General features: G+C 32.7%; 17 protein-coding genes. 10 read left to right on the top strand and 7 right to left on the bottom strand.

Annotated features, from left to right (window positions below):
- The first annotated feature begins 38 nt into the window (after nt 1-38).
- Nucleotides 39-905 (top strand): alpha/beta hydrolase, encoded by an 867-nt coding sequence (locus tag QVO42_RS04090; RefSeq protein WP_022424900.1) that lies wholly within the window; start codon nt 39-41, stop codon nt 903-905.
- Nucleotides 906-941: 36 nt separating this feature from the next.
- On the opposite strand, the gene QVO42_RS04085 is transcribed toward QVO42_RS04090, so the two are convergent.
- The 6 genes from QVO42_RS04085 to QVO42_RS04060 all read right to left on the bottom strand — a co-directional run bounded on the left by QVO42_RS04085 (nt 942) and on the right by QVO42_RS04060 (nt 12,738).
- Nucleotides 942-1,673, bottom strand: a complete 732-nt coding sequence (locus QVO42_RS04085) for an SWIM zinc finger family protein (protein WP_022424899.1) — start codon at nt 1,671-1,673, stop codon at nt 942-944.
- Nucleotides 1,674-1,676: 3 nt separating this feature from the next.
- Nucleotides 1,677-4,247 carry a DEAD/DEAH box helicase gene (locus QVO42_RS04080; RefSeq protein ID WP_022424898.1) on the bottom strand — a complete coding sequence of 857 codons (2,571 nt, stop codon included), beginning with the start codon at nt 4,245-4,247 and terminating at the stop codon, nt 1,677-1,679.
- Nucleotides 4,248-4,318: 71 nt separating this feature from the next.
- Nucleotides 4,319-5,797 (bottom strand): glutamate synthase subunit beta, encoded by a 1,479-nt coding sequence (locus QVO42_RS04075; protein WP_006506782.1) that lies wholly within the window; start codon nt 5,795-5,797, stop codon nt 4,319-4,321.
- A 2-nt stretch (nt 5,798-5,799) separates the two neighbouring features.
- On the bottom strand, nt 5,800-10,311 hold the full coding sequence (gene gltB / locus QVO42_RS04070; RefSeq protein ID WP_022424897.1) for a glutamate synthase large subunit: 4,512 nt from the start codon (nt 10,309-10,311) through the stop codon (nt 5,800-5,802).
- Nucleotides 10,312-10,474: 163 nt separating this feature from the next.
- Complete coding sequence (locus QVO42_RS04065; RefSeq protein WP_022424896.1) at nt 10,475-11,758, bottom strand: M48 family metalloprotease; 1,284 nt, start codon at nt 11,756-11,758, stop codon at nt 10,475-10,477.
- A 284-nt stretch (nt 11,759-12,042) separates the two neighbouring features.
- Nucleotides 12,043-12,738 (bottom strand): GntR family transcriptional regulator, encoded by a 696-nt coding sequence (locus QVO42_RS04060; RefSeq protein ID WP_022424895.1) that lies wholly within the window; start codon nt 12,736-12,738, stop codon nt 12,043-12,045.
- Between the two features lie 88 nt (nt 12,739-12,826).
- Between QVO42_RS04060 and QVO42_RS04055 the strand changes: the two genes are divergently transcribed.
- A complete protein-coding gene (locus QVO42_RS04055) occupies nt 12,827-13,645 on the top strand; it encodes an HAD family hydrolase (protein ID WP_022424894.1) in 819 nt (272 codons plus the stop codon).
- Nucleotides 13,646-13,660: 15 nt separating this feature from the next.
- On the top strand, nt 13,661-14,527 hold the full coding sequence (locus QVO42_RS04050) for an NAD(P)-dependent oxidoreductase (RefSeq protein WP_022424893.1): 867 nt from the start codon (nt 13,661-13,663) through the stop codon (nt 14,525-14,527).
- Here the strand turns inward: QVO42_RS04050 and QVO42_RS04045 are convergent.
- Entirely contained in the window at nt 14,524-15,621 is a 1,098-nt protein-coding gene (locus tag QVO42_RS04045) for an alanyl-tRNA editing protein (protein ID WP_022424892.1), read from the bottom strand. The genes QVO42_RS04050 and QVO42_RS04045 overlap by 4 nt on opposite strands.
- A 142-nt stretch (nt 15,622-15,763) precedes the next feature.
- On the opposite strand from QVO42_RS04045, the gene QVO42_RS04040 reads away from it, so the two are divergent.
- The 7 genes from QVO42_RS04040 (at nt 15,764) to csn2 (ending at nt 24,622) form a co-directional block, all read left to right on the top strand.
- Nucleotides 15,764-17,110 (top strand): MATE family efflux transporter, encoded by a 1,347-nt coding sequence (locus QVO42_RS04040; protein ID WP_022424891.1) that lies wholly within the window; start codon nt 15,764-15,766, stop codon nt 17,108-17,110.
- Between the two features lie 109 nt (nt 17,111-17,219).
- Entirely contained in the window at nt 17,220-17,498 is a 279-nt protein-coding gene (locus QVO42_RS04035) for an autorepressor SdpR family transcription factor (protein ID WP_006506773.1), read from the top strand.
- On the top strand, nt 17,485-18,111 hold the full coding sequence (locus tag QVO42_RS04030) for an SdpI family protein (protein ID WP_288163795.1): 627 nt from the start codon (nt 17,485-17,487) through the stop codon (nt 18,109-18,111). The genes QVO42_RS04035 and QVO42_RS04030 overlap by 14 nt, the downstream gene beginning before the upstream one ends.
- A 629-nt stretch (nt 18,112-18,740) precedes the next feature.
- Entirely contained in the window at nt 18,741-22,742 is a 4,002-nt protein-coding gene (cas9, locus tag QVO42_RS04025) for a type II CRISPR RNA-guided endonuclease Cas9 (protein WP_022424889.1), read from the top strand.
- A complete protein-coding gene (cas1, locus tag QVO42_RS04020) occupies nt 22,739-23,611 on the top strand; it encodes a type II CRISPR-associated endonuclease Cas1 (protein ID WP_022424888.1) in 873 nt (290 codons plus the stop codon). The genes cas9 and cas1 overlap by 4 nt, the downstream gene beginning before the upstream one ends.
- A 4-nt stretch (nt 23,612-23,615) precedes the next feature.
- Nucleotides 23,616-23,921 carry a CRISPR-associated endonuclease Cas2 gene (gene cas2, locus QVO42_RS04015; protein ID WP_022424887.1) on the top strand — a complete coding sequence of 102 codons (306 nt, stop codon included), beginning with the start codon at nt 23,616-23,618 and terminating at the stop codon, nt 23,919-23,921.
- The gene (gene csn2 / locus QVO42_RS04010; RefSeq protein WP_022424886.1) at nt 23,918-24,622 is read left to right on the top strand and encodes a type II-A CRISPR-associated protein Csn2; all 705 of its coding nucleotides are present in this window, start codon (nt 23,918-23,920) and stop codon (nt 24,620-24,622) included. Before cas2 ends, csn2 begins: the two co-directional genes overlap by 4 nt.
- Nucleotides 24,623-24,714: the final 92 nt, after the last annotated feature.

The following is a 24,714-nucleotide window of genomic DNA, read 5'->3' as shown; positions in this document are numbered from 1 at the left end:
TAACTGATTACGTACATATTATACGAGGGGGTTAAGGTATGTCTATACTTACTGATACAATTAGAAAACAGTTCAAAGAAGGGGACGATATCAGAGATGAAGGTTTGACTACACCTGACACAGTTCAACGATTTGATAATATTCTTTATGGTGATGATCCAGAATGGAATACAATGGATCTCTATATTCCTAAAGAAGAAAAAGAAAAACTTCCTATTATTATTAGTTTCCATGGTGGAGGTTGGATATATGGAGATAAGGAAAGATATCAATATTATTGCATGAGCCTTGCAGAAAGAGGTTTTGCGGTTATTAACTTTACTTATCGTCTCGCACCAGAATTCAAACATCCTGCACCTCTTGAAGATATGAATCAAGTTGTTCATTGGATCATGAATTATGCAAAGGATTATTTTTTAGATACAGAACATATATATGGTGTAGGAGATTCTGCAGGAGCGCATTTACTAGTTCTCTATGCATCTATTCTTACAAATAAGGAATATGCTTCTACCTATGACTTTAAAGTACCAGAAGGCTTTCGATTTAATGCACTCGCATTAAATTGTGGTGCTTATAACATCACGCCTGAATTAGAATCGACAGGAGAACTTATGAAAGAATATCTGCCAAATGGAGGAACAGAAGAAGAATTTAAAGCAATCAATCCAAAACAATATATTACTTCAGACTTCCCTCCATGCTTTGTGATGACAGCAGAAGGGGACTTCTTAGTAGAAGATGCGCTCACAATGAGTCAAGTACTGACTCATCATAATGTCCCTCATATATATAAATATTATGTAGGGGACAAACCTCTCAATCATGTCTTCCATTGTAATATAAAACTCAAGGAAGCAACACAATGTAATGATGAGGAATGTCAATTCTTCAGGAAATATTAAAAGGTTATTCGTCATCCGAATAACCTTTTTGAGTGTTTACTTTAATCCAAACAATGTTTCAATACATGAATCATCCATAACTCTATCTGTCACAGGCATATCTGCATGTTTTAATAAAGAGTCTACATGGTCTTTAATTGTCACATCTACAAGTTTATTGACATCAATACCTCTGAGTTCAAAAAACAAGAACGGATTCTCATCTAATTTAGCACCTATACCATAAAGTACTGCAGCGACATGTTTACACATAATAGCCCAGTCAGGACAGCTGCAATTAAAACTAATTTCTCTTTGAGAAGGAAACAAACCATGTTTTGATAAGAATAGATCTTTTAAGTCTTCGGGAAATTCTCCATTGAGAAGCTGTTGGAGATTCTGAATCTGTGAACTGCATTGATCTATAATCTCTTCACATACATCTTCTTTAAGCGGGCTGATATTAATTTCTACCTTATAAGGTGTTCTTCGTGTACCTTGTACACGTGCTTTTACTTTACCTTTCACAATCTGTAAATCAATAACAGCACCTGTTTTCACATATCTTTTTCCACGTGCGAGACGGCTGGAATAATCGGCATATTGTTCGATATTCTGACACCAGGCAATACCCCACCAGCTCTTTGCGATTTGTCTACCTTCAATCACTATTGGGTGCATTTCTTTCCCTTTACTTTTCGCATCATTCACACTTTGTTGGGCTTTTCTCTGTAGTTCTCCCACACTGATCTGTGAATATTGCATACTTGTTTTCCAATATCTTCCCATAGGCTACACATCCAATCTGAATAAATCCAATAATTCTTTTGTATCCATTTCAGTAATCCATTTTTCCTGTCCAGTCGCAAGAATAGATTCAGCGAGTTCCTGTTTTGATTCAATGATCTGATTAATCTTTTCCTCAATTGTCCCATTTGAAACAAGCTTATGCACAAAGACTTCTTTTGTCTGTCCAATACGATATGCTCTATCACTTGCCTGATTTTCTACAGCTGGATTCCACCAGCGGTCAAAATGAATCACATGATTTGCGGCAGTAAGATTAAGTCCTGTACCAGCCGCTTTAAGTGATAACACAATATAAGGGACATACTCATCTTCATTATTGAATTTGTCTACAATCTCTGTACGTTTCTTGGCAGGAATACCACCATGAATAATATATCCCTTCTTATGGAATATAGATTCTAGATAATCTGATAATGGTTCACACATTTCCTTATATTGCGTAAATACCAATACTCTTTCTCTCTTCTCATAGATTGTTTCACATAATTTTTTCAACATCGCATACTTACCACTATCTTTTGGATTGAAGTTCGTATCATGAATAAACTGATCAGGATGATTACAAATCTGTTTAAGTCTTGTAAGTAAACCTAATACAACACCTCTACGTTCCATTCCTTCTGATTCTAGTATTAAATCTTCTGCCTTTTCTACTTCCTTACGATATAAGACAATCTGTCTCTTAGAGAGATCTACATGTTCAGTAATTTCCATCTTGTCAGGTAAATCAGAAATAATAGATTTATCTGTTTTTAAACGTCTTAAAATAAAAGGGGAAACCATCATCTTTAATTTAGTTATATATTCAGGATGGGCTTGTACTTTCTTTGTATAGTTCTTAAAATCTGTAGCACTTCCTAATAATCCTTTATTTAAGAAATCAAATAAAGACCATAAATTAGATAAATCATTTTCAATCGGAGTCCCTGTCATCGCAATACGCATTTTGCTAGGAATCTTCTTAATAGCTCTTGTCTGTTTAGTACCTGGATTCTTTATAGCCTGTGCTTCATCTAAAATCAAACAATCCCATACACGTTCCTGTAGATATTCATTGCGAAGAGCCATTCCATATGTTGTAATAGTCGCAAAACAATCTTCATCTAAAATATTTGTCTTACCATGAAGTATATGATATGTCATACGAGGCGCAAACTTATCTATTTCCTTTGACCAGTTACCAAGCAAGGATGCAGGCACAATCAATAACACATGACTTTCTTTATTATTCTCATACATCTTCTCTAAGAAAGAAATAACCTGTATTGTCTTACCTAATCCCATATCATCTGCAAGACAGGCACCAAAACCCAAATCATTCATTTGATTCAGCCAATTATAACCATTCTTCTGATAAGGACGAAGTGTGGCCTTTAAATACTTAGGCTTAGCCTTATTTCTAATCTTTGATGGGTTCTTTAACTGTCCTAAAGTCTCTCTTAACCACTTACCATTAGATATCTGTACACCTAAATCCACATCTACATTATCTTCATCAGATATATATGTCTTTGTGAGAGCTTCTTTTAAAGTGATTGTACCATCATATTTTTCCATCTGTTCAAGAAGCTGTTGGAGTTTATTATGATTGATTTCTACCCATTGACCCTTTAACCAGCCAAGACCTTCTTCCATCTTTAATAATTCGCTGATTTCTTTTTTAGTCAATGCATGTCCATTTACTATGAGTGAAGGTTGTGCTGATAAAATAGATTCAAAACCTAATAGAGAAGGCTTCTTTTCTCCAATATTCACATTAATCTTAACTGAAGAATACTTCTTCTTCCACCAGTTCGGTACTCTACACTTAATACCAGATGCTTCAATATCCGGAACACTTTTAAGTAAAGTATAAGCTTCTTGACTTGTTAATCGGATAGGATGAAACAAATCACCTGTTTCCATGAATTTCGCAATTAAACCTATTTTCTGTGCGACATCATTGAGACATGATAATAGATCTAATAATTGTTTCTGATCATTCTTATATTCAATAAGTGCATGTTTTAAAGGCATATGGACAATTCTATTTTCTACATCTTTTGTTGCATATGTGGCAAGAAATGCGAAAGGAAACTCAGTATCTTCTTCATTCTCTACTAAATGAAAATAAATTCTTTTTGCAGCTTTTAAATCCTGAGACTTTTCTTGAAGATACATTTGAACTGTACCTTTATAGGATGTCATATCCTTTTTAAATTGTTCATTTAAATGTTTAATAATATTTTTAATCCATCTCTCATTGATATATTCTGTACCAATCGCAAATGGAATCATGGACATAAGATAATCTAAATCGTCATCAGATAATTCTATGATTGTCTCTTCTCTTGCAACTTCTAATTCAGGACTACGACTCAATACTTCAATAAACTTCTGTGATAATTGATATAAATAAAAAGCACTTGGAGTCAGTCCTTTCAAATTATTTTTAAAGCCCAACTCATAAAGAGCTGTATACTTATTCTCTTTAAACAATTCAGCCCATGCTGAATCTTTCGCTTCATCAATATGAAAACTATTTTTAGTAAATATGAAATTGAGTTGATCCATAAAATGTACCTCCTGTATTTATTCTAACATACAAAAAGCGGTTGCAACAATTAAGTTGCAACCTCCGTATTTTATAACCCTGTATATCCCATTAAATCAAAGTCTACCTGCTTCGCAACGTCACGGCCTTCTCTAATAGCCCATACGACTAAAGACTGACCTCTACGGACATCACCTGCACTATATAACTTACTAATATTCGTATGATGATCATTTTCATCACATTTTACAGTATTTCTTGCATCTAATTCTACACCAAATGCATTAATGACTGGCTTCTGTGCCCCAATAAATCCTGCTGCAATAAGCACAAGATCACAAGGTACTGTCTTTTCACTACCAGGTACCTGTTCAAATGAACGACGACCATCTTTCACTACAGTCTGTAGTTTTACAATCACAGCCTGTTTTACATTACCCTTACTATCAAGAATAAATTCTTTTACTGTACTATTATAAACACGAGGATCTTCACCAAATACTGCAATGTTTTCTTCCTGTCCATAATCAGTTTTCTTGACTAAAGGCCATTCTGGCCATGGATTAGAATCCGCTCTTACAAGTGGTGGTTCAGACATCATTTCTAGCTGTAATACAGACTTTGCACCATGTCTAATAGCTGTACCAACACAGTCATTTCCTGTATCACCACCACCGATGACTAATACATTCTTACCTTTCGCATTAGGATACTGTCCATCCTTGAATTCACTATTTAATAATGACTTAGTCACCTGAGTTAAATAGTCTACAGCGAATAGAATATTATTACCTTCTCTACCAGGTACATTAATATCTCTAGGTTCCTTAGCACCTACTGCAAGAATAACTGCATCGTATTTACTTAATAATTCTTTTGCCTGTTTCTTAGTTGTAATGTCTTTATTCGTAAAGAACTTTACACCTTCTGCAGTCATCTTATAAATACGACGATCAATGATATTCTTCTCAATCTTCATATTAGGAATACCATACATTAATAGTCCACCTAAACGATCTTCTCTTTCATATACATCACAATTATAACCACGTTGATTAAGTGTATCTGCAGCAGCTAAACCAGCAGGACCTGAACCAATAACCGCAATCTTTTTACCAACACGCTTTATTGGTGGTTTTGGTTCTTCTAATAGATGTTCATAAGCATATTCAATAATCGCATGTTCATTCTCTTTGACTGATACAGCATCACCATCTAAAGAACATGTACATGCTTTTTCACATAATGCAGGACATACTCTAGAAGTGAATTCTGGGAAGTTATTTGTCTTCTTTAAACGTTTATGAGCCTGTTCATACTTACCTTTAAATACTAAATCATTCCATTCAGGAATTAAATTATTTAAAGGACAGCCAGAAAACATACCTTTAATCTTCTGGCCGTATTGACAAAACGGAATACCACAGTCCATACATCTTGCACCCTGTTTCTGCTGTTCTTTAGTAGACAAAGGGATATGGAATTCATCGAAGTTCTTAATACGTTCTGTAGGAGGAACCTCATAAGATGTCTCACGTGCATAATCTAAAAATCCAGTTTTCTTACCCATGACTATTTTCCTCCTTTCATAGCTGCATTAAATGCTTCTACCTTAGCCTGATCTTCATCTAGACCCTGTGACTGATAATAAGCAATCAGATCCATCATCTTCTTATAATCATGTGGAATGATCTTCTTAAACTTACCAATATATGTCTTGAAATCATCTAAGAACATCTTGGCTTTCTCTGAGCCAGTATACTTATAATGATTTTCAATTAATTCTCTTACTGTCTTAATATCATATGGCTTATTGACTTCAGAATATTCTACAAGTGCACCATTTAGTTTTTCATATAAATCATTATTTGGATCATAGATATACGCAATACCGCCACTCATACCAGCAGCAACGTTTCTATCTGTTTCACCTAAAATAACAACTAAACCACCTGTCATATATTCTAATGCATGGTCACCGACACCTTCTACAACAGCCTTAGCACCAGAGTTTCTTACGCAGAAACGTTCACCAGCAACACCATTGATATAAGCTTCACCACTTGTTGCACCATATAAAGCAACGTTACCAATAATAATATTGTCTTCAGCCTTGAATGTAGCTTCATGAGGTGTCTTCACAATAATCTTACCACCAGATAAACCTTTACCTAAGTAGTCATTAGAATCACCTGTTAATTCAAGTGTTAATCCCTTAGGAATAAAGGCACCAAAGCTCTGACCACCTGCACCAAATGCATGTACTGTAATTAAGTCATCTTCTACAAAATCACCTAAAGTCTTAGTCATATGAGAACCTAAGATAGTACCAAATGAACGGTCTGTATTAGATACTTCTACAGATACTTCTGTCTTCTTATGAGACTTGAGAGCCTGTTCTAATGTCTTTAATAATACCTTTGTATCAAGTACTTCATTTAATTTGAAGTCATATACATGAGCTGGATTAAAGCAGTTATGTGCATCGTTTGCATATGTGCTATCTAAGATCTTAGATAAGTCTATATGATATTGATCCGCAATATCCTTCTTCTTTAATAAGTCAGTATGACCAACCATTTCATCGATTGTTCTAAATCCTAGCTGAGCCATATATTCACGCATTTCTTCTGCAACAAACTTCATGAAGTTTACTACATATTCAGGTTTACCTGTAAATCTCTTACGTAAGATAGGGTTCTGAGTTGCAACACCTACAGGACATGTATCTAAGTTACATACACGCATCATAACGCATCCCATAGTAATAAGTGGTGCTGTCGCAAAACCATATTCTTCTGCACCAAGTAAACATGCAATCGCAAGATCTCTACCAGTTAATAATTTACCATCTGTTTCGATTACGACACGATCTCTTAAATCATTCATGATTAATGTCTGATGTGCTTCCGCAAGACCTAATTCCCAAGGAAGACCTGCACTATAAACTGAGTTTCTAGGTGCTGCACCAGTACCACCATCATAACCAGAAATAAGAATAACCTGAGCACCCGCTTTCGCAACACCTGAGGCAATAGTACCAACACCTGCTTCAGATACTAACTTAACACTAATACGTGCTGCTTCATTCGCATTCTTTAAGTCATAGATTAACTGAGCTAAGTCTTCAATAGAATAAATATCATGATGAGGTGGTGGTGAAATAAGTGATACACCTGGAGTACTGTGACGAGTCTTCGCAATCCAAGGATAAACCTTACCTGCAGGTAAGTGTCCACCTTCACCAGGTTTTGCACCCTGAGCCATCTTGATCTGTATTTCACTAGCAGAACATAAGTATTCACTTGTGACACCAAAACGACCACTCGCTACCTGTTTAATAGCTGAACATGTAGAATCACCATTAGGGCGAGTGACAAAACGTTCTGCATCTTCTCCACCTTCACCTGAGTTACTCTTACCATGTAATCTATTCATTGCGATAGCCATTGTTTCATGCGCTTCTTTAGAAATAGAACCATAACTCATAGCACCTGTCTTAAAACGTTTCACAATGTTTTCTACAGGTTCTACTTCTTCTAGAGGGATAGGTTTTCTCTTACTGAAGTCAAAGTCTAATAAACCACGTAAGTTAATACCTTCTTCTTCCTGAGTAATAGTTTCAGAGAATTCCTTAAATAACTTATAATCACCTAAACGTGTAGCCTGCTGTAATAAGTGAATTGTCTTAGGGTTATAAAGATGGTTTTCTTTATGACTTCTTTCTTTATGGAATCCTCCAGAATCAAGTGTAGGATTTACATCATATCCAAGAGGATCAAAAGCCTGATTATGTAATGCATTTATATCAGCTTCAATATCCTTTAAAGTAATACCTTCAACTCTACTTACTGTATGAGGGAAGTATGTATCAATAACTTCTTTAGAAATACCAATGGCTTCAAAGTTCTGAGAACCACGATAAGACTGTAAAGTAGAAATACCCATCTTAGAAGCAATCTTAACAATACCAGAAAGTACAGCATGATTATAATCTTCTACTGCAGCATAGTAATCCTTTTCCAATAAGCCATCTTCTACAGCCTGATGAATTGTATCTTGAACAAGATAGGCATTAATAGCACTTGCACCATAACCAAGTAATGTCGCAAAATGATGTACTTCTCTTGTTTCACCAGATTCAATAATTAAAGCCATCTTCATTCTCTTCTTAGTACGTACTAAATAAGAGTTAACACTTGCAACTGCAAGTAATGCTGGAATAGCACAATGGTTATCATCTACACCACGGTCTGAAAGAATAATAATGTTTGCACCACGATGATATGCTTTATCTACTTCAATAAAGAGATGATCTAAAGCTTTCTTAAGAGATGTATTCTTATAATAAAGTGTAGAAACAGTTTCACTTTCAAAATCATCTGTATGAAGATGTTTTAACTTAAGAATATCTGTATTTGTAAGAATAGGATTATGAATATGTAATAAACGACAGTTATCAGGTGAATCATTTAAGATATTTCCTTCAGTACCAATATCTAATGAAGTAGATGTGACAATCTCTTCACGAATAGAATCGATAGGAGGGTTAGTTACCTGGGCAAATAACTGTTTAAAGTAATTAAAGAGTGGCTGATGCATAGTACTCATTGCCGCAAGAGGGGCATCATTACCCATAGCGATAATAGGTTCATTACCATTAGTAGCCATTGGAATAATATAGTCTTTAATATCTTCATATTTATAACCAAAAGCAGTCTGTAATGTTTCTAGCTTTTCATCACTAATGACTTCTACTCTTTCATTAGGAATCTTTAAATCCTTTAAGTATGTGAGATGTGAATCAAGCCATTCACCATAAGGTTCCTTTTGTGCATAATAGTCCTTTAATTCGTCATCATTAATAAGAACTCCCTTCTTAGTATCTACAAGAAGCATCTTACCAGGACGTAAACGATCCTTAACCACAATATCTTCTGTAGGAACATCTAAAGAACCTACTTCAGAAGATAAGATTAAATAAGAGTCTTTAGTAATATAATAACGAGAAGGTCTTAAACCATTTCTATCAAGTACAGCACCCATTAATTCACCATCAGAGAATAAAATAGAAGCTGGTCCATCCCAAGGTTCCATGACTGTAGCGTTATAAGCATAGAAGTCCTTTTTCTTTTTAGACATAGAAGGATTGTTTTCCCATGGTTCTGGAATACACATCATAACAGCACGAGGAAGTTCCATACCACTCATAACTAAGAATTCTAATGTGTTATCTAACATTGCAGAATCTGAACCATTTACATCTACAACAGGGAATACCTTTTCTGTATCTAATACATCACATTTCATGTTTTCTTCACGAGAAAGCATGTTGTTCGCATTACCTCTAATTGTATTAATTTCACCATTGTGGACAATAAAGCGGTTTGGATGTGCTCTTTGCCATGATGGATTTGTATTAGTAGAGAAACGAGAATGTACTAATGCAATCGCACTCTTATAATCTTCATCCTGTAAATCACTAAAGAAACTTCTTAACTGTCCTACAAGGAACATACCTTTATATACAATAGTACGGCTAGATAATGAACATACATAAGTATTTTCATTACTCTGTTCAAAAATTCTTCTTGCTTGATAAAGAAGACGATCAAAAGGAAGACCTGCTTCACAATCATCAGGTTTCTTTACAAAACCCTGCATAATATAAGGCATCGCATCAATCGCTTTAGTACCTAATACCTCTTTATGTGTTTCTACCTTTCTCCATCCGAGGAAAGTCATACCTTCCTTAGTAATAATCTTTTCAAACATAGTCATAGCCTGATGTCTTTCTAGTTCATTCATAGGGAAGAAGAACTGACCTACACCATAATGACCTTCCTTAGGTAACTGGAAATCCTTTACACTCTTCTTAAAGAATGTATAAGGAATCTGTGTGAGGATACCAACACCATCACCTGTTTCTCCCTTTGCATCCTTACCTGCTCTATGCTCTAACTGTTCTACAATCTTTAACGCATTTGATACTGTCATATGCGTTTTTACACCTTTGATATTAACAACTGCACCAATACCACAGTTATCATGTTCAAAAGATGAATCATATAAACCTTTGTTCATGCACACACCTCCTATATAAGTGAAACTATATTACAAAATATTTTTATCATTGTAAAGAAAAATTGTTAATAAAGTTGTAAAATGTTTGTGAAATTTATGAATATACGAAAAATAGCATAATATAACTTCATTAAAGCGAAATGGCATAATAAAAAGAAAGCCTTTACGGCTTTCTTGTGATAATTTCTTCTTGGATATGCTTAATACGATGATACATACCTGGATGATCATAAGAAGTATATTCAATAAAGTCTGCAGGATACACATCTATGAGTTCATCACTAGAAATACGCTTAAATGTAGTAATTAATTCTTCTCCATAACCATTATGTACTGCCTGATCATCTGCTTCATACTCTTCTCTTCTTGATACATAATTCACATAAAGAGAACATATATACATAATAGGGGAGATGATTACACCTAAACATGTAAAGATCACATCATAGTTCATATGAATAAGTCCAAAGCTCTCTAATACTCTTTCTGATAAGACGATACATAACTCTCCATGAGGAATCATATAGACTACAAATATAAATAGAATGCATAATACAATATACTTCATATAGTTAAAGATATTCTTCTTATGTTTGAGATGTCCTATTTCATGAGATAAGACTGCAAGTAGTTCTCTTTCAGAATTCTCATCAAGAAAGTTATCTGCAATTCCAAATTCCTTATACCACAACATCTTTAATAAGAAGGCATTCTTACCAGTGGATTTCTTGGATTCATTGTATACTTTAATATGTTTCACTTTCTTAGGACAATCCTTCATCAGTTCTTCTATCTTGTGTCTTAGTTCATTGTCTTCTAATTCAGTAAATGTATATTGTACTCTTAGATACATATAACTGATACTTAAGATAATTAAATAGAGGATCAAACAAATGCCTAACAGTCCTAAACATAACATAAGTGATTGTACATAAGTAATAGAGAAGTGGTTTGTCCATTCGTCAATATGTTCAAGAATATAAAGACAAGGAATATAAAGGATGAAAGAAAGAATGAAGTCTAAAACTGTTTCTACGACTTCATCTTTTATAAACACTTCTTTTGTCTTCTTATTCTTGCCATACTTCTCCTCTATTTTAAATGTGGCATAATAATCAAAGCATATACTTACAACTCTATTGATCAAAGAGATACTAAGCACTGTCACAAAGAAACGTGTATATACATTTAATGGAAGTGTATCTATATAAGATAAAAAAGGAGAGAACAAATAGAATACATACACTAATACTGTAAACATCCTATTACATAACTTCATATGATCATAATCTTTCTCATAACTTAAGAAAGATGCATAACGCTTCTTATCATATATATCACTCACTTCAATAGGTAATGGTTTCTTTCTTTGTTTATTCTTGATACCATCTAATACAAATCTATATCCTGTCTGTATCATAATAATGATAAAAATCAACCATTTCATACTAAAAATCTCCTTTATTCATTACTGAAATTAAAAAATATATAAAAATTATTAGTATTAATATTGAAATGCAAGCGCATACGTACTATAATACCCATAGAATCTAGAACGCAAATAAATGACTGCTTAAAATTGCAGAAGGACAAAATATTATAAAACCATTTCTTAATTAATGCCTATCAACTTATTGTCATTCCTAAATACTGCGAATATATAATCCGGATTGTTCCTCACTGCATGTTGCCTCTAGATAAGAAAAAGAACCCTGCGAGGTTCTTTTTTTCTTAATCTACATTAGATGCATAGAAATGAGTTGTCTTATAGTTATACACAATACGTGATACATTAAATAACTGTCCATTAGAAAGATGTACATAATCTTCTACTTCTAATGCTGGACTACCTTCTTCTAATCCTAGAATAGAAGCTTCCTGTGCACTTAACTGTTTAACATGGAAATACTTATCTGCAAAACCAATACTTAACTTTAAATCATTCTTAATATAACTATAGATTGACTGACTCGCAATACGACGATCAAGTGAAGGCACAAGATCCTTATTATAGTATGTATACTCAATAGCCATTGGTACACCATCCATCTTTCTTACTCTTTCAATATAATAGATAGGTGTAGTAAGTTCACATTGCATACGTTTTGATAGTTCTTCTCCAGCCATCATAATATGGAATCCCTTGACATCAGTAGTAATCTTATGACGTGGGGCATTCTCAGTAATACCACATGAACCATTCATCCATAAAGAATCATCATCTCTTGTATGACGTACAAATACACCACTTCCCTGAATAGAGAATAGAGTACCTTGTTTCTTTAAAGTACGTATCGCATTTCTAATAGTATTTCTACTTACTTGATACTGTTCAATTAACTGATCTTCTGTTGGCAGCTTATCAGTATATTCATTTTTTTCTATTTTGCGGATAATATCTTCCACAACTTCTTGATATTTAGACATTTTTTCATCACCGCCCACATATTAACATAACCTAACTTTTTGGTCTAGTACGAAAATAGTGATATAATGCATTTTGAGGTGAAAAAGTATGAATTTTACACAAATTAAGATGATTATTTGTGATATGGACGGTACTTTGTTGGATAATCAGAAGAATTTACCTCCACATTTTAATCAAATATATAAGGAATTGTATGATAGAAATATCATTTTTGCGATTTCATCTGGAAGACAGATGGGAGAAGTGAGAAAGTATTTTGAGGGAAATAAAACTATTTACCTTATGGCTGAAAATGGTGGCTATATACAACATAACGGAGATACGTTACTTGCAGACTATATGAACCAGGAAGATGTATATAAGCTTACAAACTATGTGAATACGCTTAAAGGCACGGCTCCTATGTTAAGTGGTAAGAAGGCTATGTATGCATTCAATAAAGATAAGGAACTTATAAGTAAGCATACAATTCACTTTAATATTACTTATGTAGATACAATGGAAGATATTGATGATGATATATTCAAGATTACAGTCTGTGACCCTATGGATCCAGTGAAGAACTGTTTGGAAGGTCCTTTGTCTTGTATTAAAGGTTTTGAAGTGAAGCCATCAGGAGACTGTTGGATTGATATTAATAAGAAGGGACAATCTAAAGCAGATAGTGTTGTCTTCTTACAAAAGACATTAAGTATATCAGAAGAAGAAACAATGGTATTTGGGGATTCTGATAATGATCTATCGATGTTCACACATGCTTATTATAGTTTTGCGATGAAGAATGCAGATCACTTTATACAAAGTAAAGCACGTTTTGTGACCCAAGAAGATAATGATCATGATGGGGTCATGAAGACAATACAGAAGATGATTGAAAATGAAGATGGATTATTGATTAATATATAGAGGAGGAGATATAAAATGAAAAAGATTGGATTTATTGGTTTAGGTATCATGGGGTTGCCTATGGCAGGTCATTTAATGGATGCAGGTTATGAAATGCATATTTATGCAAGACATCCAGAAAAGGTGACTTCTTTAGTAGAGAAGGGGGCTACACTCCATTCTACTATTCATGATTGCGTGAAAGATGTAGATGCAGTCATGACTATTGTAGGTTTTCCACAGGATGTGGAAGAAGTTTATTTTAATGACAACAACATTCTAGATTCAGTAAAGGAAGGTACATATCTTATTGATATGACGACTACATCACCTACACTTGATCAAAGAATATATGAAGAAGGTAAAAAGAGAAATCTCCACGTATTAGATGCACCAGTCACTGGTGGAGATACAGGCGCAAAGAATGCGACTCTTTCTATTCTTGTAGGAGGAGACAAAGAAGATTATGAAGCATGTCTTCCTTTATTTGAAACCATGGGTACTAATATTAATTATCAGGGTCCTAGTGGTTCAGGACAGCATGCAAAGATGGCCAATCAGATCATGATTGCAGGGGCATTGTCTGGTGTATGTGAAGCACTCACATATGCATCTAGTAAAGGTTTGGATTTAGATGTTTTATTAAAGTCTGTGTCTACTGGTGCAGCAGGAAGTCATCAGTTAGATGCTTTTGGACCTAAGATCTTAAAGGCTGATTATCAACCAGGATTCTTTATGAAACACTTTATTAAAGATATGAAGTTAGCTGATGAAGAAGCCAAAGAATCAAACATTACACTTAATGTATTAGAAACAGTATTAAGAAACTATCAGGAATTAGAAAAAGAAGGCTATGGTGACTTAGGTACACAAGCCTTAATCAAGTATTATAAAAAGCCCTAAGAGAGGGCTTTAAGCAACTCAGTCTTAGAAGCAGGGGTAAATCCCTGGATCATATCCTTTGATCCTCCACCTTTGCTTTTAAGGCTTTTTAATTGTGTTAATATATCTAATGCATTTGATGTAGAACCTATGACATAACGATAACCTTTCTCATCATTTCCTACAAATACACCACCTGTACTATAAACATTGACTAGGTGATTAGTCACTTCTCTTTGATTTACAGGTAAACAGTCTTCTACAAATAAATAAGCATTCTCACATAAAGAAAGCATATGTTCTTTCTCTAGTTGTGCATATTTGACTTCTAAAGCTGTTTTTTCTTCATACATCTTATTGACTTGTTTTACAAGTGTTTGATTGTTGGAAGAGAAAAGATGGTAAAGTGATTCAAGATGATCAAAATCATCCTTGAAACGATGATAAGCACGTTCCCCAAATAAGAATATAAAACGTGTCCCTCTAGTTGTATGAATCACTTTGATGATCTTGAATACGCCTAATTCACCTGTTCTTTTTACATGGGGTGCACAACATGCACATATATCATAATCTTCGATCTCTACAATACGTACTTTACCTTCAATCTCTTTCTTAGAACGATAAGAGACACTCTCTAAATCATCAGGATAGAAACAATGAATCTCTTTATTCTCATAGATTGCTTGATTCACTTTTTCTTCTATTAAACCTATATCCTTGATATCACCATCATATTCTACTTGTCCTTCTTCACTATTGAGATGGAAACTCACATTATCATAACCATACATACTATGCACAATACCAGAAAGAAGATGTTCTCCTGTATGATTCTGCATAAAAGAATAACGTCTCTTCCAATCGATATGGCCTTCTATTGTATCTCCTACATTGAAGTGATGCTTCTTAACATAATGGATAATCACATCATTCTTGATTTGTACATCCTTAACAGGAATATCATTAATAGTCCCTAGATCACATTCCTGACCACCTTCCTCAGGAAAGAAAAGTGTCTGGTCAAGAATGATTTCATTCTTATTTACTTCTATTACTGTTGCCTTGAAATCTGTACTATAAGGCATTTCATCATATAATTTTATTGTTTTCATTTATATCACCGTACATATTCTACCATAAATACTTGACCGAGAGGTACTACCGAGTAGTAAAGTGTTTTCATAATCTGTTAGTTATAAATTATAAATATTAATTTGTGTTAGAATAACATAGAAAAAGAAGGGAGAAATTATTGTGGATAAAAAGAAAACATCAGTCAATATGTTGGAAGGTTCAATATTTAAGAGTTTAGTTATCTTTATGATTCCGATTCTTATATCAAACATCTTCCAGCAATTCTATAACACAATGGATACTGCCATTGTAGGAAATACTTTAGGAATGACATCACTTTCTGCCATTGGTTCATGTGCAGCGGTCTATGACTTATTAGTAGGTTTTGCGTTAGGTATTGGGAATGGGTTATCTATTGTCACTGCAAGAAGCTATGGTTCAGGAGATGAAGAACTATTAAAGAAATCAGTTGCAGCGAGTTTTGTGATTGGTATTATATCTTCTATTGTGATTACTATTATTGCCTCTATTGGAATTAAACCATTACTTATAGCAATCAATGTATCACCGGACTTACTCAATGAAGCTTATAGTTATATTATTGTGATTGTACAATTTTTAGTCGTTATGTTTGCCTATAATCTATGTGCAGGCTTATTACGTGCTATAGGGAATAGTTTAATGCCTTTAGTATTCTTAATCATATCATCAGTATTAAATATTGGTTTAGACTTATTCTTTATCACACAGCTTCATATGGGTGTTAGAGGAGCAGCAGTTGCGACAGTTATTGCCCAGGGGGTATCAGTCGTATTCTGTTTGATTTATATCTTTAAGAATGTCCCATTACTCGTACCAGAAAAGAGACATTTTAAATTTGATGCAGCTCTTTATAAAGAACTATTAGGTCAGGGATACTCTATGGCTGTTATGAGTGCGATTGTTAATGCCGGTTCAGTTATCTTACAGTCAGGTATCAATGGTTTAGGAAGCAAACAGATCATTGCAGGTCATACTGCTGCAAGAAAACTTTATATGTTCTTTAACATGCCATTTACTGCCATGGCTCAAGCCGCAAGTACATTTGTATCTCAAAACAAAGGTGCAGAAAATGTATCACGCATTCGCAAAGGTATGAAACAGATGTATGTCTATGATGTCATTGTAGCCGCAATCGCAACCATTATTCTATTATTAAGTGCCCCTACACTTGTAACATGGATTTCTGGTACAACGGACAAGACAGTCTTATACAATGGGTCACTTTACTTACGTATTGTAGCCCCTAACTATGCAGTATTAGGTATATTAATGCAGACAAGATTTGCCTTGCAAGGTATTGGACAGAAGATGTTACCACTTGTATCTAGTATTATTGAATTAGTCGGTAAGATTATCTTCGTATTCGCACTTATTCCAGTCTTTAAATATATGGCTGTCATCTTCTGTGAACCATTCATCTGGGTCGTTATGACAATCTATCTATTAATCGTATTCTGGAGAGATCCATTCATTAAAGAGGCTTAGGCCTCTTTTCTTTTAATACCTATTTAGAAATATTTCTAAATAGGTATTGCATTTCTTGATGTTTATTGTATAATCTATTTAGAAAGTTATCTAAATAGGTGGTGAACATATGTTTGAGAAAACATTTAAAGCACTCAGTGCACCAGTAAGAAGAGATATTCTTAACTTATTAAAGAAAGGAAGGATGTCTGCAGGAGATATCGCCGCACAATTTGATATGACACAGGCAACTGTCTCATATCACTTATCGATATTAAAATCTGCAGACTTAGTAAGAGAAGAAAAAGATAAGAATTATATTTATTACGAAATTAATGCGACTGTGTTTGAAGAAATGTTGTTGTATTTTAAGTCTTTTTTAGGAGGAAATGATGATGTTGAAGAATAAATGGTTTAAGTTTAGTTTGGTATTATTTCTGTTGCCACTTGTATGTATATTAGTGACTTATAATAAGTTACCTGCACAAGTTGCAACACACTTTGATTTTCATGGTACACCTGATGGGTATATGAATAAGTTCTTAGGTTTATATGGTGTGTGGGCGTTTATGTTATTGCTTCATATATTCTGTACCTTCATGACATTTAAGGATCCTAAAAAGAGTAATATACCAGAAGTAGGATTAAGAATCATATTAATGATCTGCCCAGTTATATGTTTGATGGTGACTCTACTTATTATTACATATAGTCTAGGCTATCGTTTTGATATCACGTTTATTATGAATATAGTAATAGGCTTCATCTTTATTATTTTAGGTAATTACTTACCTAAAATAAAAAGAAACTACACTATAGGTATTCGTACTTCATGGGCATTAAATAGTGATGAGAACTGGTCACGTACACATAGATTTTCTGGTTATGTGTTTGTATTGAGTGGAATGTTGTATATTATCTTTAGTATGTTAGGTTATATGTTTATTGGTTTAGGTATTATACTTATATCTAGTTTACTATGTTTTGGATATAGCTATAGCTTATACAGAAAGGGGATTTAGTGGCATACCACTAAATCTTTTTTTAATAGTTTTTTCTAAAACTGCAAAAAGGTGCATAAAATAAGAAAGTAGTGTATAGTAATGAATGGGTAAGGGAATAGCTCATACCAAAATCCGATTTCCTTACCATGATCACCAAAGGTGATCTTTTTTTATGTTTTGAACCAACTTTACATATTTGTAGTAGAAAAGTGTAAGGGTAACTTCCACTATAAGAGTAAATTCAACTTCTTTATGTTTAAGTGGAATTTAGCTTTACATTTTAGGAGAGCATCTGTTCATTTTGAATGTATTTTTAAATTTTTTAACAGAAATAATGAGAAATTTATAAATAAAAAAAGAAAAAATTAGTAAGTGCCTCTAAAAAGGCGCTGTCGGAGGGCTAACTGTTAACATAATTATTTAAAAGAGTTATAATAAAGGAGTAAATAAATTCAGATGTTAATAGTAAAAAAAGACAAATAAAAAATGCTACCGAAGTAGCATTTGATACGTCATCTAAATGACAATCGGGAAACCCGACATTTAAGCATAAGCTTTATTTTAACTCGTTGTGTTATTTTGAACTGTATCAAAACTATTTGTTTCGACACTATTAGCATAATCACTTTTTAGGAGGATGTCAAGGTATGAGCCAAAATATTGTAGATTATTGTATTGGACTAGATTTAGGAACAGGGTCTGTAGGATGGGCCGTTGTGGACATGAACCATAGACTTATGAAAAGAAATGGGAAACATCTATGGGGATCTAGATTATTTAGTAATGCAGAAACAGCAGCTAATAGAAGAGCTAGTAGATCTATACGTAGAAGATACAATAAGAGAAGAGAGAGAATTAGATTATTAAGAGCTATTTTGCAAGATATGGTTTTAGAGAATGATCCAACTTTCTTTATTAGACTAGAGCACACTTCTTTTTTAGATGAAGAAGATAAAGCTAATTATTTAGGAGCAGATTATAAGGACAATTATAACTTGTTTATTGATGAAGATTTTAATGATTATACTTATTATCATAAGTATCCTACTATTTATCACTTAAGAAAGGCATTGTGTGAATCAACTGAAAAAGCTGATCCAAGACTTATTTATTTAGCATTGCACCACATCGTTAAATATAGAGGAAACTTCTTATATGAAGGTCAGAAATTTAATATGGATGCATCAAATATTGAAGATAGGTTGTCAGATGTATTTACACAATTTGCCGATTTCAACAATATTCCTTATGAGGATGATGAAAAGAAGAATCTAGAAATATTAGAAATATTAAAGAAGCCATTATCAAAGAAAGCAAAGGTTGATGAAGTTATGGCTTTAATTGCACCAGAGAAAGACTTTAAGAGTGCATATAAAGAATTAGTAACTGGTATAGCTGGAAATAAAATGAATGTTACTAAGATGATTTTATGTGAACCTATTAAGCAGGGAGATTCTGAAATTAAACTTAAGTTTTCTGACTCTAATTATGATGATCAATTTAGTGAAGTTGAAAATGATTTAGGGGAATATGTAGAGTTTATTGATTCTTTGCATAATATCTATAGCTGGGTTGAGTTACAGACTATTATGGGTGCAACGCATACTTATAATGCGTCTATTTCTGAAGCAATGGTAAGTCGTTATAACAAGCATCATGAAGATTTACAGTTATTAAAAAAATGTATTAAAGATAATGTTCCTAAAAAATATTTTGACATGTTCAGAAATGATAGTGAGAAATTGAAGGGATATTATAATTATATTAATCACCCATCTAAAGCGCCTGTAGATGAATTCTATAAGTATGTAAAGAAGTGCATTGAAAAGGTTGATACACCAGAAGCTAAACAGATTTTACATGATATTGAATTAGAAAACTTCTTATTAAAACAGAATTCACGTACTAATGGATCTGTACCTTATCAGATGCAGCTTGATGAAATGATTAAGATTATAGATAATCAGGCAAAATACTATCCAGTATTAAAGGAAAAAAGAGAACAACTACTATCTATCTTAACATTTAAAATTCCTTACTATTTTGGACCATTAAATGAAACTAGTGAACATGCATGGATAAAGCGATTAGAAGGAAAAGAAAACCAGAGAATATTGCCTTGGAACTATCAAGATATTGTGGATGTGGATGCAACTGCTGAAGGATTTATTAAGCGTATGAGAAGTTATTGTACGTATTTCCCTGATGAAGAGGTATTACCTAAAAATTCACTTATTGTATCAAAATATGAGGTCTACAATGAATTAAACAAGATTAGAGTAGATGATAAGCTTTTAGAAGTAGATATTAAGAATGACATATATAATGAGCTTTTCATGAACAATAAGACAGTTACTGAAAAGAAATTAAAGAACTGGTTAGTGAATAATCAATGTTGTAATAAGAATGCAGAAATAAAAGGGTTCCAGAAAGAAAATCAATTCTCAACTTCATTGACTCCATGGATTGATTTCACAAATATCTTTGGAGAGATTAATCAGTCTAATTTTGATCTCATCGAAGACATTATCTATGATTTGACTGTATTTGAAGATAAGAAAATCATGAAGCGTAGATTAAAGAAAAAATATGCATTACCAGATGACAAGATTAAACAGATTCTAAAATTAAAGTATAAGGATTGGTCAAGATTATCAAAGAAACTACTTGATGGTATTGTTGCAGATAATAAATTTGGTAGCAGTGTCACAGTGTTAGATGTTTTAGAAATGTCTCGTTTAAACTTGATGGAAATCATTAATGATAGAGATTTGGGATATGCACAGATGATTGAAGCTGCAGCTTCTTGTCCTGAAGATGGTAAATTTACTTATAAGGAAGTACAAAGATTAGCAGGTTCACCAGCACTAAAGAGAGGTATTTGGCAGTCATTACAGATTGTAGAAGAAATTACTAAAGTAATGAAATGTAGACCAAAATATATCTATATCGAATTTGAAAGATCTGAAGAAACTAAAGAAAGAACAGAATCTAAGATTAAGAAACTAGAAAATGTGTATAAAGATTTAGATGAACAAACAAAAGTTGAATACAAGACTGTATTAGAAGAATTAAAAGGTTTTGATAACACAAAGAAGATTTCTTCTGATAGTTTATTCTTATACTTTACCCAGTTAGGTAAATGTATGTATTCTGGTAAAAAACTAGATATTGATTCATTAGATAAGTATCAGATTGACCATATTGTGCCTCAGTCTCTTGTTAAGGATGATAGTTTTGATAATAGAGTTTTAGTAGTGCCTAGCGAGAACCAGAGAAAATTAGATGATTTGGTTGTCCCTTCTGACATTCGTGTAAAGATGAATAGTTTCTGGAAATTATTGTTTGATCATGAATTAATTAGTCCTAAGAAATTCTATTCTTTAATCAAAACTGAATATACAGAAAGAGATGAAGAAAGATTTATTAATAGACAGTTGGTGGAAACAAGACAGATTACAAAGAATGTTACTCAGATTATTGAAGACCATTATTCTACAACTAAAGTTGCAGCTATTCGAGCAAACTTATCTCATGAATTTAGAGTCAAGAATCATATTTATAAGAATAGAGACATTAACGATTATCATCATGCACATGATGCTTATATTGTGGCATTAATTGGTGGATTTATGCGTGATAGATATCCTAATATGCATGATTCTAAAGCTGTTTATTCTGAATACATGAAGATGTTTAGAAAGAATAAGAATGATAAGAAGAGATGGAAAGATGGTTTTGTGATTAATAGTATGAACTATCCATATGAAGTGGATGGTGAACTTATCTGGAATCCGGATATTATTAATGAAATAAGAAAGTGTTTCTATTATAAGGATTGTTATTGTACAACTAAATTAGATCAAAAGAGTGGACAGATGTTTAATTTGACTGTTCTTCCTAATGATGCACATTCTCCTAAAGGAACTACAGAAGCAGTGATTCCTGTTAATAAGAATCGTAAAGATGTTAATAAGTATGGTGGATTTAGTGGATTACAGTACGTGATTGTTGCGATAGAAGGAAAGAAAAAAAGGGGAAAGAAAACTAAATTAGTAAAGAAAATATCTGGTGTACCCTTACATTTAAAAGCGGCTTCTCTTGATGAAAAAATAAAGTACATAGAGGAAAAGGAAAATTTAACTGATGTGAAAATTATTAAAGATAGTATTCCAGTTAATCAAATGATTGAAATGGATGGTGGGGAATATTTATTAACATCACCAATTGAATTTGTGAACGGAAGACAACTTGTTTTAAATGAAAAGCAGTGTGCATTGATTGCAGACATATATAATGCAATCTATAAACAAGATTGTGATAATTTGGATGATGTTTTGATGATTCAATTGTATATTGAACTAATTAATAAAATGAAAGCATTATATCCAGCATATCAAAGTATTGCAGAAAAGTTTGAAAGCATGACTGAAGATTATGTGGCTGTTTCTAAAGAAGAAAAAGCAGACATTATAAAGCAGATGTTGATTATTATGCATAGAGGACCAAGAAACGGAAAAATTCAATATGCAGATTTTAATGTGGGAGATAGAATTGGAAGAAAGAATAAAATGAGTTTAGATTTAGAGAGAGTAACATTTGTCTCTCAGTCACCAACAGGAATATACACTAAAAAATACAAATTATGAGCTGGCGAACAGTAGTTATAGACAGCAAATCAAAACTTACTTATAAGAATGGGTATCTAATAGTAAGAAGTGATGAAGTACATATGATTCACTTATCTGAAATAAATACTATTCTTATAAGTAGTACTGCTGTTGCCATTACTTCCTACTTAGTAAACGAGTTACTAAGTAGGAAGATTAAAATTGTATTTTGTGATGAAAAAAGAAATCCTGTAGGTGAAGTGATGTCATATTATGGGTGTCATAATTCTAGTAAAAGAGTACGCCAACAAATAAACTGGGATTATGATTATGCCAAAGAGGTTTGGACTGCAATAATCAAAGAAAAGATTAAGAACCAAGCTAAACTATTAGAGAACTATGATGAAGATGGATCAAAGAAACTATATAAGTATGTTGATCAGATCAGATTATTTGATTCGACTAATAGAGAAGGGCATGCTGCTAAAGTATATTTTGATGACTTGTTTGGCGTAGATTTTACAAGAACATCAAAGAGTGATATCAATGCATCTTTGAATTATGGATATTCAATTTTGTTATCACAATTTAATAAGGAACTTGTGCTAAATGGCTATTTAACACAGCTAGGAATAAAACATTGTAATGAGTTTAATCCATTTAATTTGTCGTCCGATTTAATGGAACCATTTAGACCGTTAGTAGACAAAATAGTAAGAGAGAACTGTGATGAGATATTTGATGGTTCTATGAGACTTAAATTGGTGGACGTATTAAATCATAAAGTTAGAATAAAAAATAGTAATCAGTATGTTTCTAATGCGATATCGATATATGTAAAAAGTGTAATTAAGGCGATTGAAAAGAAAGATGTTAGTTATCTAGAGTTTTTTGAATATGAGCTATAGATATATGAGGATTATTGTATTTTTTGATTTGCCTACGCTTACATATAAAGATCAGAAAGAATATAGATTGTTTAGAAAATTGCTTATTAATGATGGATTTGTGATGATGCAAGAGAGTGTTTATTGTAAATTGGCTTTAAATAACTCTATTGTGAAAGCTCAAGTAAAAAGGATTAGGGATAATAAACCTAGTGCTGGAGATGTAGAAGTTCTCATAATCACAGAGAAACAATTTGCATCGATAGAATATATTTGTGGTAGTAAGCAGACTCTTAAAGAGGATAGCGAAGAAAGGCTGATAGTCCTATGAAACTAAGAATTATGGGATTTGAAGAAATAGACTTTACCGATCAGGATAATACTGTTTTGATTATAAAGAATCATAAGTTTTATGCTCATATTTTAAGTTTATTATCATCTATCCTATATGATAAAAATAAAAGTACAGAATTATTAGTTATTGATGGGGAAAAGAATATTACTACTAATATATTATTGATAACAGATCTCTATAAAATAGATTTTAATGATAAGAATCTATTAAAAGAAATCTATTCACAAATAAGCAAAAGTATCACTTCTGATGAAGAGAAATGCATGAGATATCAAGAGTTAGTTGATGATCTTAGCGCTATATTAGAAAATGAACTTGAAGATTACAATCTGGAATTTGACTATAAAAATGATTTAACTATTGAAAACTATTTAAAGGCAGTATCTTTAAAGATATCAAGAAAAGCAGAAGAAAAGCTTTATGATAGGCTAATGAATTATGTAGAACTAGTTACTGAACTAGTAAAAAAGCCAGTGCTGGTTTTATATAATTGCTTTGATTATTTAGATGATGAAGAATTGATGGAATTGATCAAGTATAAGAATTATAAGCATCTTCATTTGTTGTTTATAGAGAATAAAAATAGGGAAGTTGATTCTATTGCTTTTAGAAAATATATAATAGATGAAGATTTATGTGAAGATTATGATAAAATAGAAGAGGTTCAAAGTGACTAGGGAGTCGTGATCCTGAAAAGAATTCTAGCTTTAAATCGGAAAATACTATCTAATTTTTTGAATTTGAGTTTTAGGGTTGTGTAATTTTGAAC

Source organism: Catenibacterium sp. CAG:290, from assembly GCF_000437715.1.
GTDB lineage: Bacteria > Bacillota_I > Bacilli_A > Erysipelotrichales > Coprobacillaceae > Catenibacterium > Catenibacterium mitsuoka_A.
The sequence above is the reverse complement of the archived record's forward strand: the minus strand, read 5'-3'. Positions and strand labels throughout refer to the sequence as shown.

Bases quoted from the DNA above. Each gene is read 5' to 3' on its own strand.
- csn2 (WP_022424886.1), top strand. From the start codon at position 23,918: ATGAAACTAAGAATTATGGGATTTGAAGAAATAGACTTTACCGATCAG.
- QVO42_RS04055 (WP_022424894.1), top strand. From the start codon at position 12,827: ATGAATTTTACACAAATTAAGATGATTATTTGTGATATGGACGGTACT.
- cas1 (WP_022424888.1), top strand. From the start codon at position 22,739: ATGAGCTGGCGAACAGTAGTTATAGACAGCAAATCAAAACTTACTTAT.
- QVO42_RS04030 (WP_288163795.1), top strand. From the start codon at position 17,485: ATGTTGAAGAATAAATGGTTTAAGTTTAGTTTGGTATTATTTCTGTTG.
- QVO42_RS04090 (WP_022424900.1), top strand. From the start codon at position 39: ATGTCTATACTTACTGATACAATTAGAAAACAGTTCAAAGAAGGGGAC.
- QVO42_RS04065 (WP_022424896.1), bottom strand. From the start codon at position 11,758: ATGAAATGGTTGATTTTTATCATTATTATGATACAGACAGGATATAGA.
- QVO42_RS04045 (WP_022424892.1), bottom strand. From the start codon at position 15,621: ATGAAAACAATAAAATTATATGATGAAATGCCTTATAGTACAGATTTC.
- gltB (WP_022424897.1), bottom strand. From the start codon at position 10,311: ATGAACAAAGGTTTATATGATTCATCTTTTGAACATGATAACTGTGGT.
- QVO42_RS04035 (WP_006506773.1), top strand. From the start codon at position 17,220: ATGTTTGAGAAAACATTTAAAGCACTCAGTGCACCAGTAAGAAGAGAT.
- QVO42_RS04050 (WP_022424893.1), top strand. From the start codon at position 13,661: ATGAAAAAGATTGGATTTATTGGTTTAGGTATCATGGGGTTGCCTATG.
- QVO42_RS04080 (WP_022424898.1), bottom strand. From the start codon at position 4,247: ATGGATCAACTCAATTTCATATTTACTAAAAATAGTTTTCATATTGAT.
- cas2 (WP_022424887.1), top strand. From the start codon at position 23,616: ATGAGGATTATTGTATTTTTTGATTTGCCTACGCTTACATATAAAGAT.
- QVO42_RS04085 (WP_022424899.1), bottom strand. From the start codon at position 1,673: ATGGGAAGATATTGGAAAACAAGTATGCAATATTCACAGATCAGTGTG.
- cas9 (WP_022424889.1), top strand. From the start codon at position 18,741: ATGAGCCAAAATATTGTAGATTATTGTATTGGACTAGATTTAGGAACA.
- QVO42_RS04060 (WP_022424895.1), bottom strand. From the start codon at position 12,738: ATGTCTAAATATCAAGAAGTTGTGGAAGATATTATCCGCAAAATAGAA.
- QVO42_RS04075 (WP_006506782.1), bottom strand. From the start codon at position 5,797: ATGGGTAAGAAAACTGGATTTTTAGATTATGCACGTGAGACATCTTAT.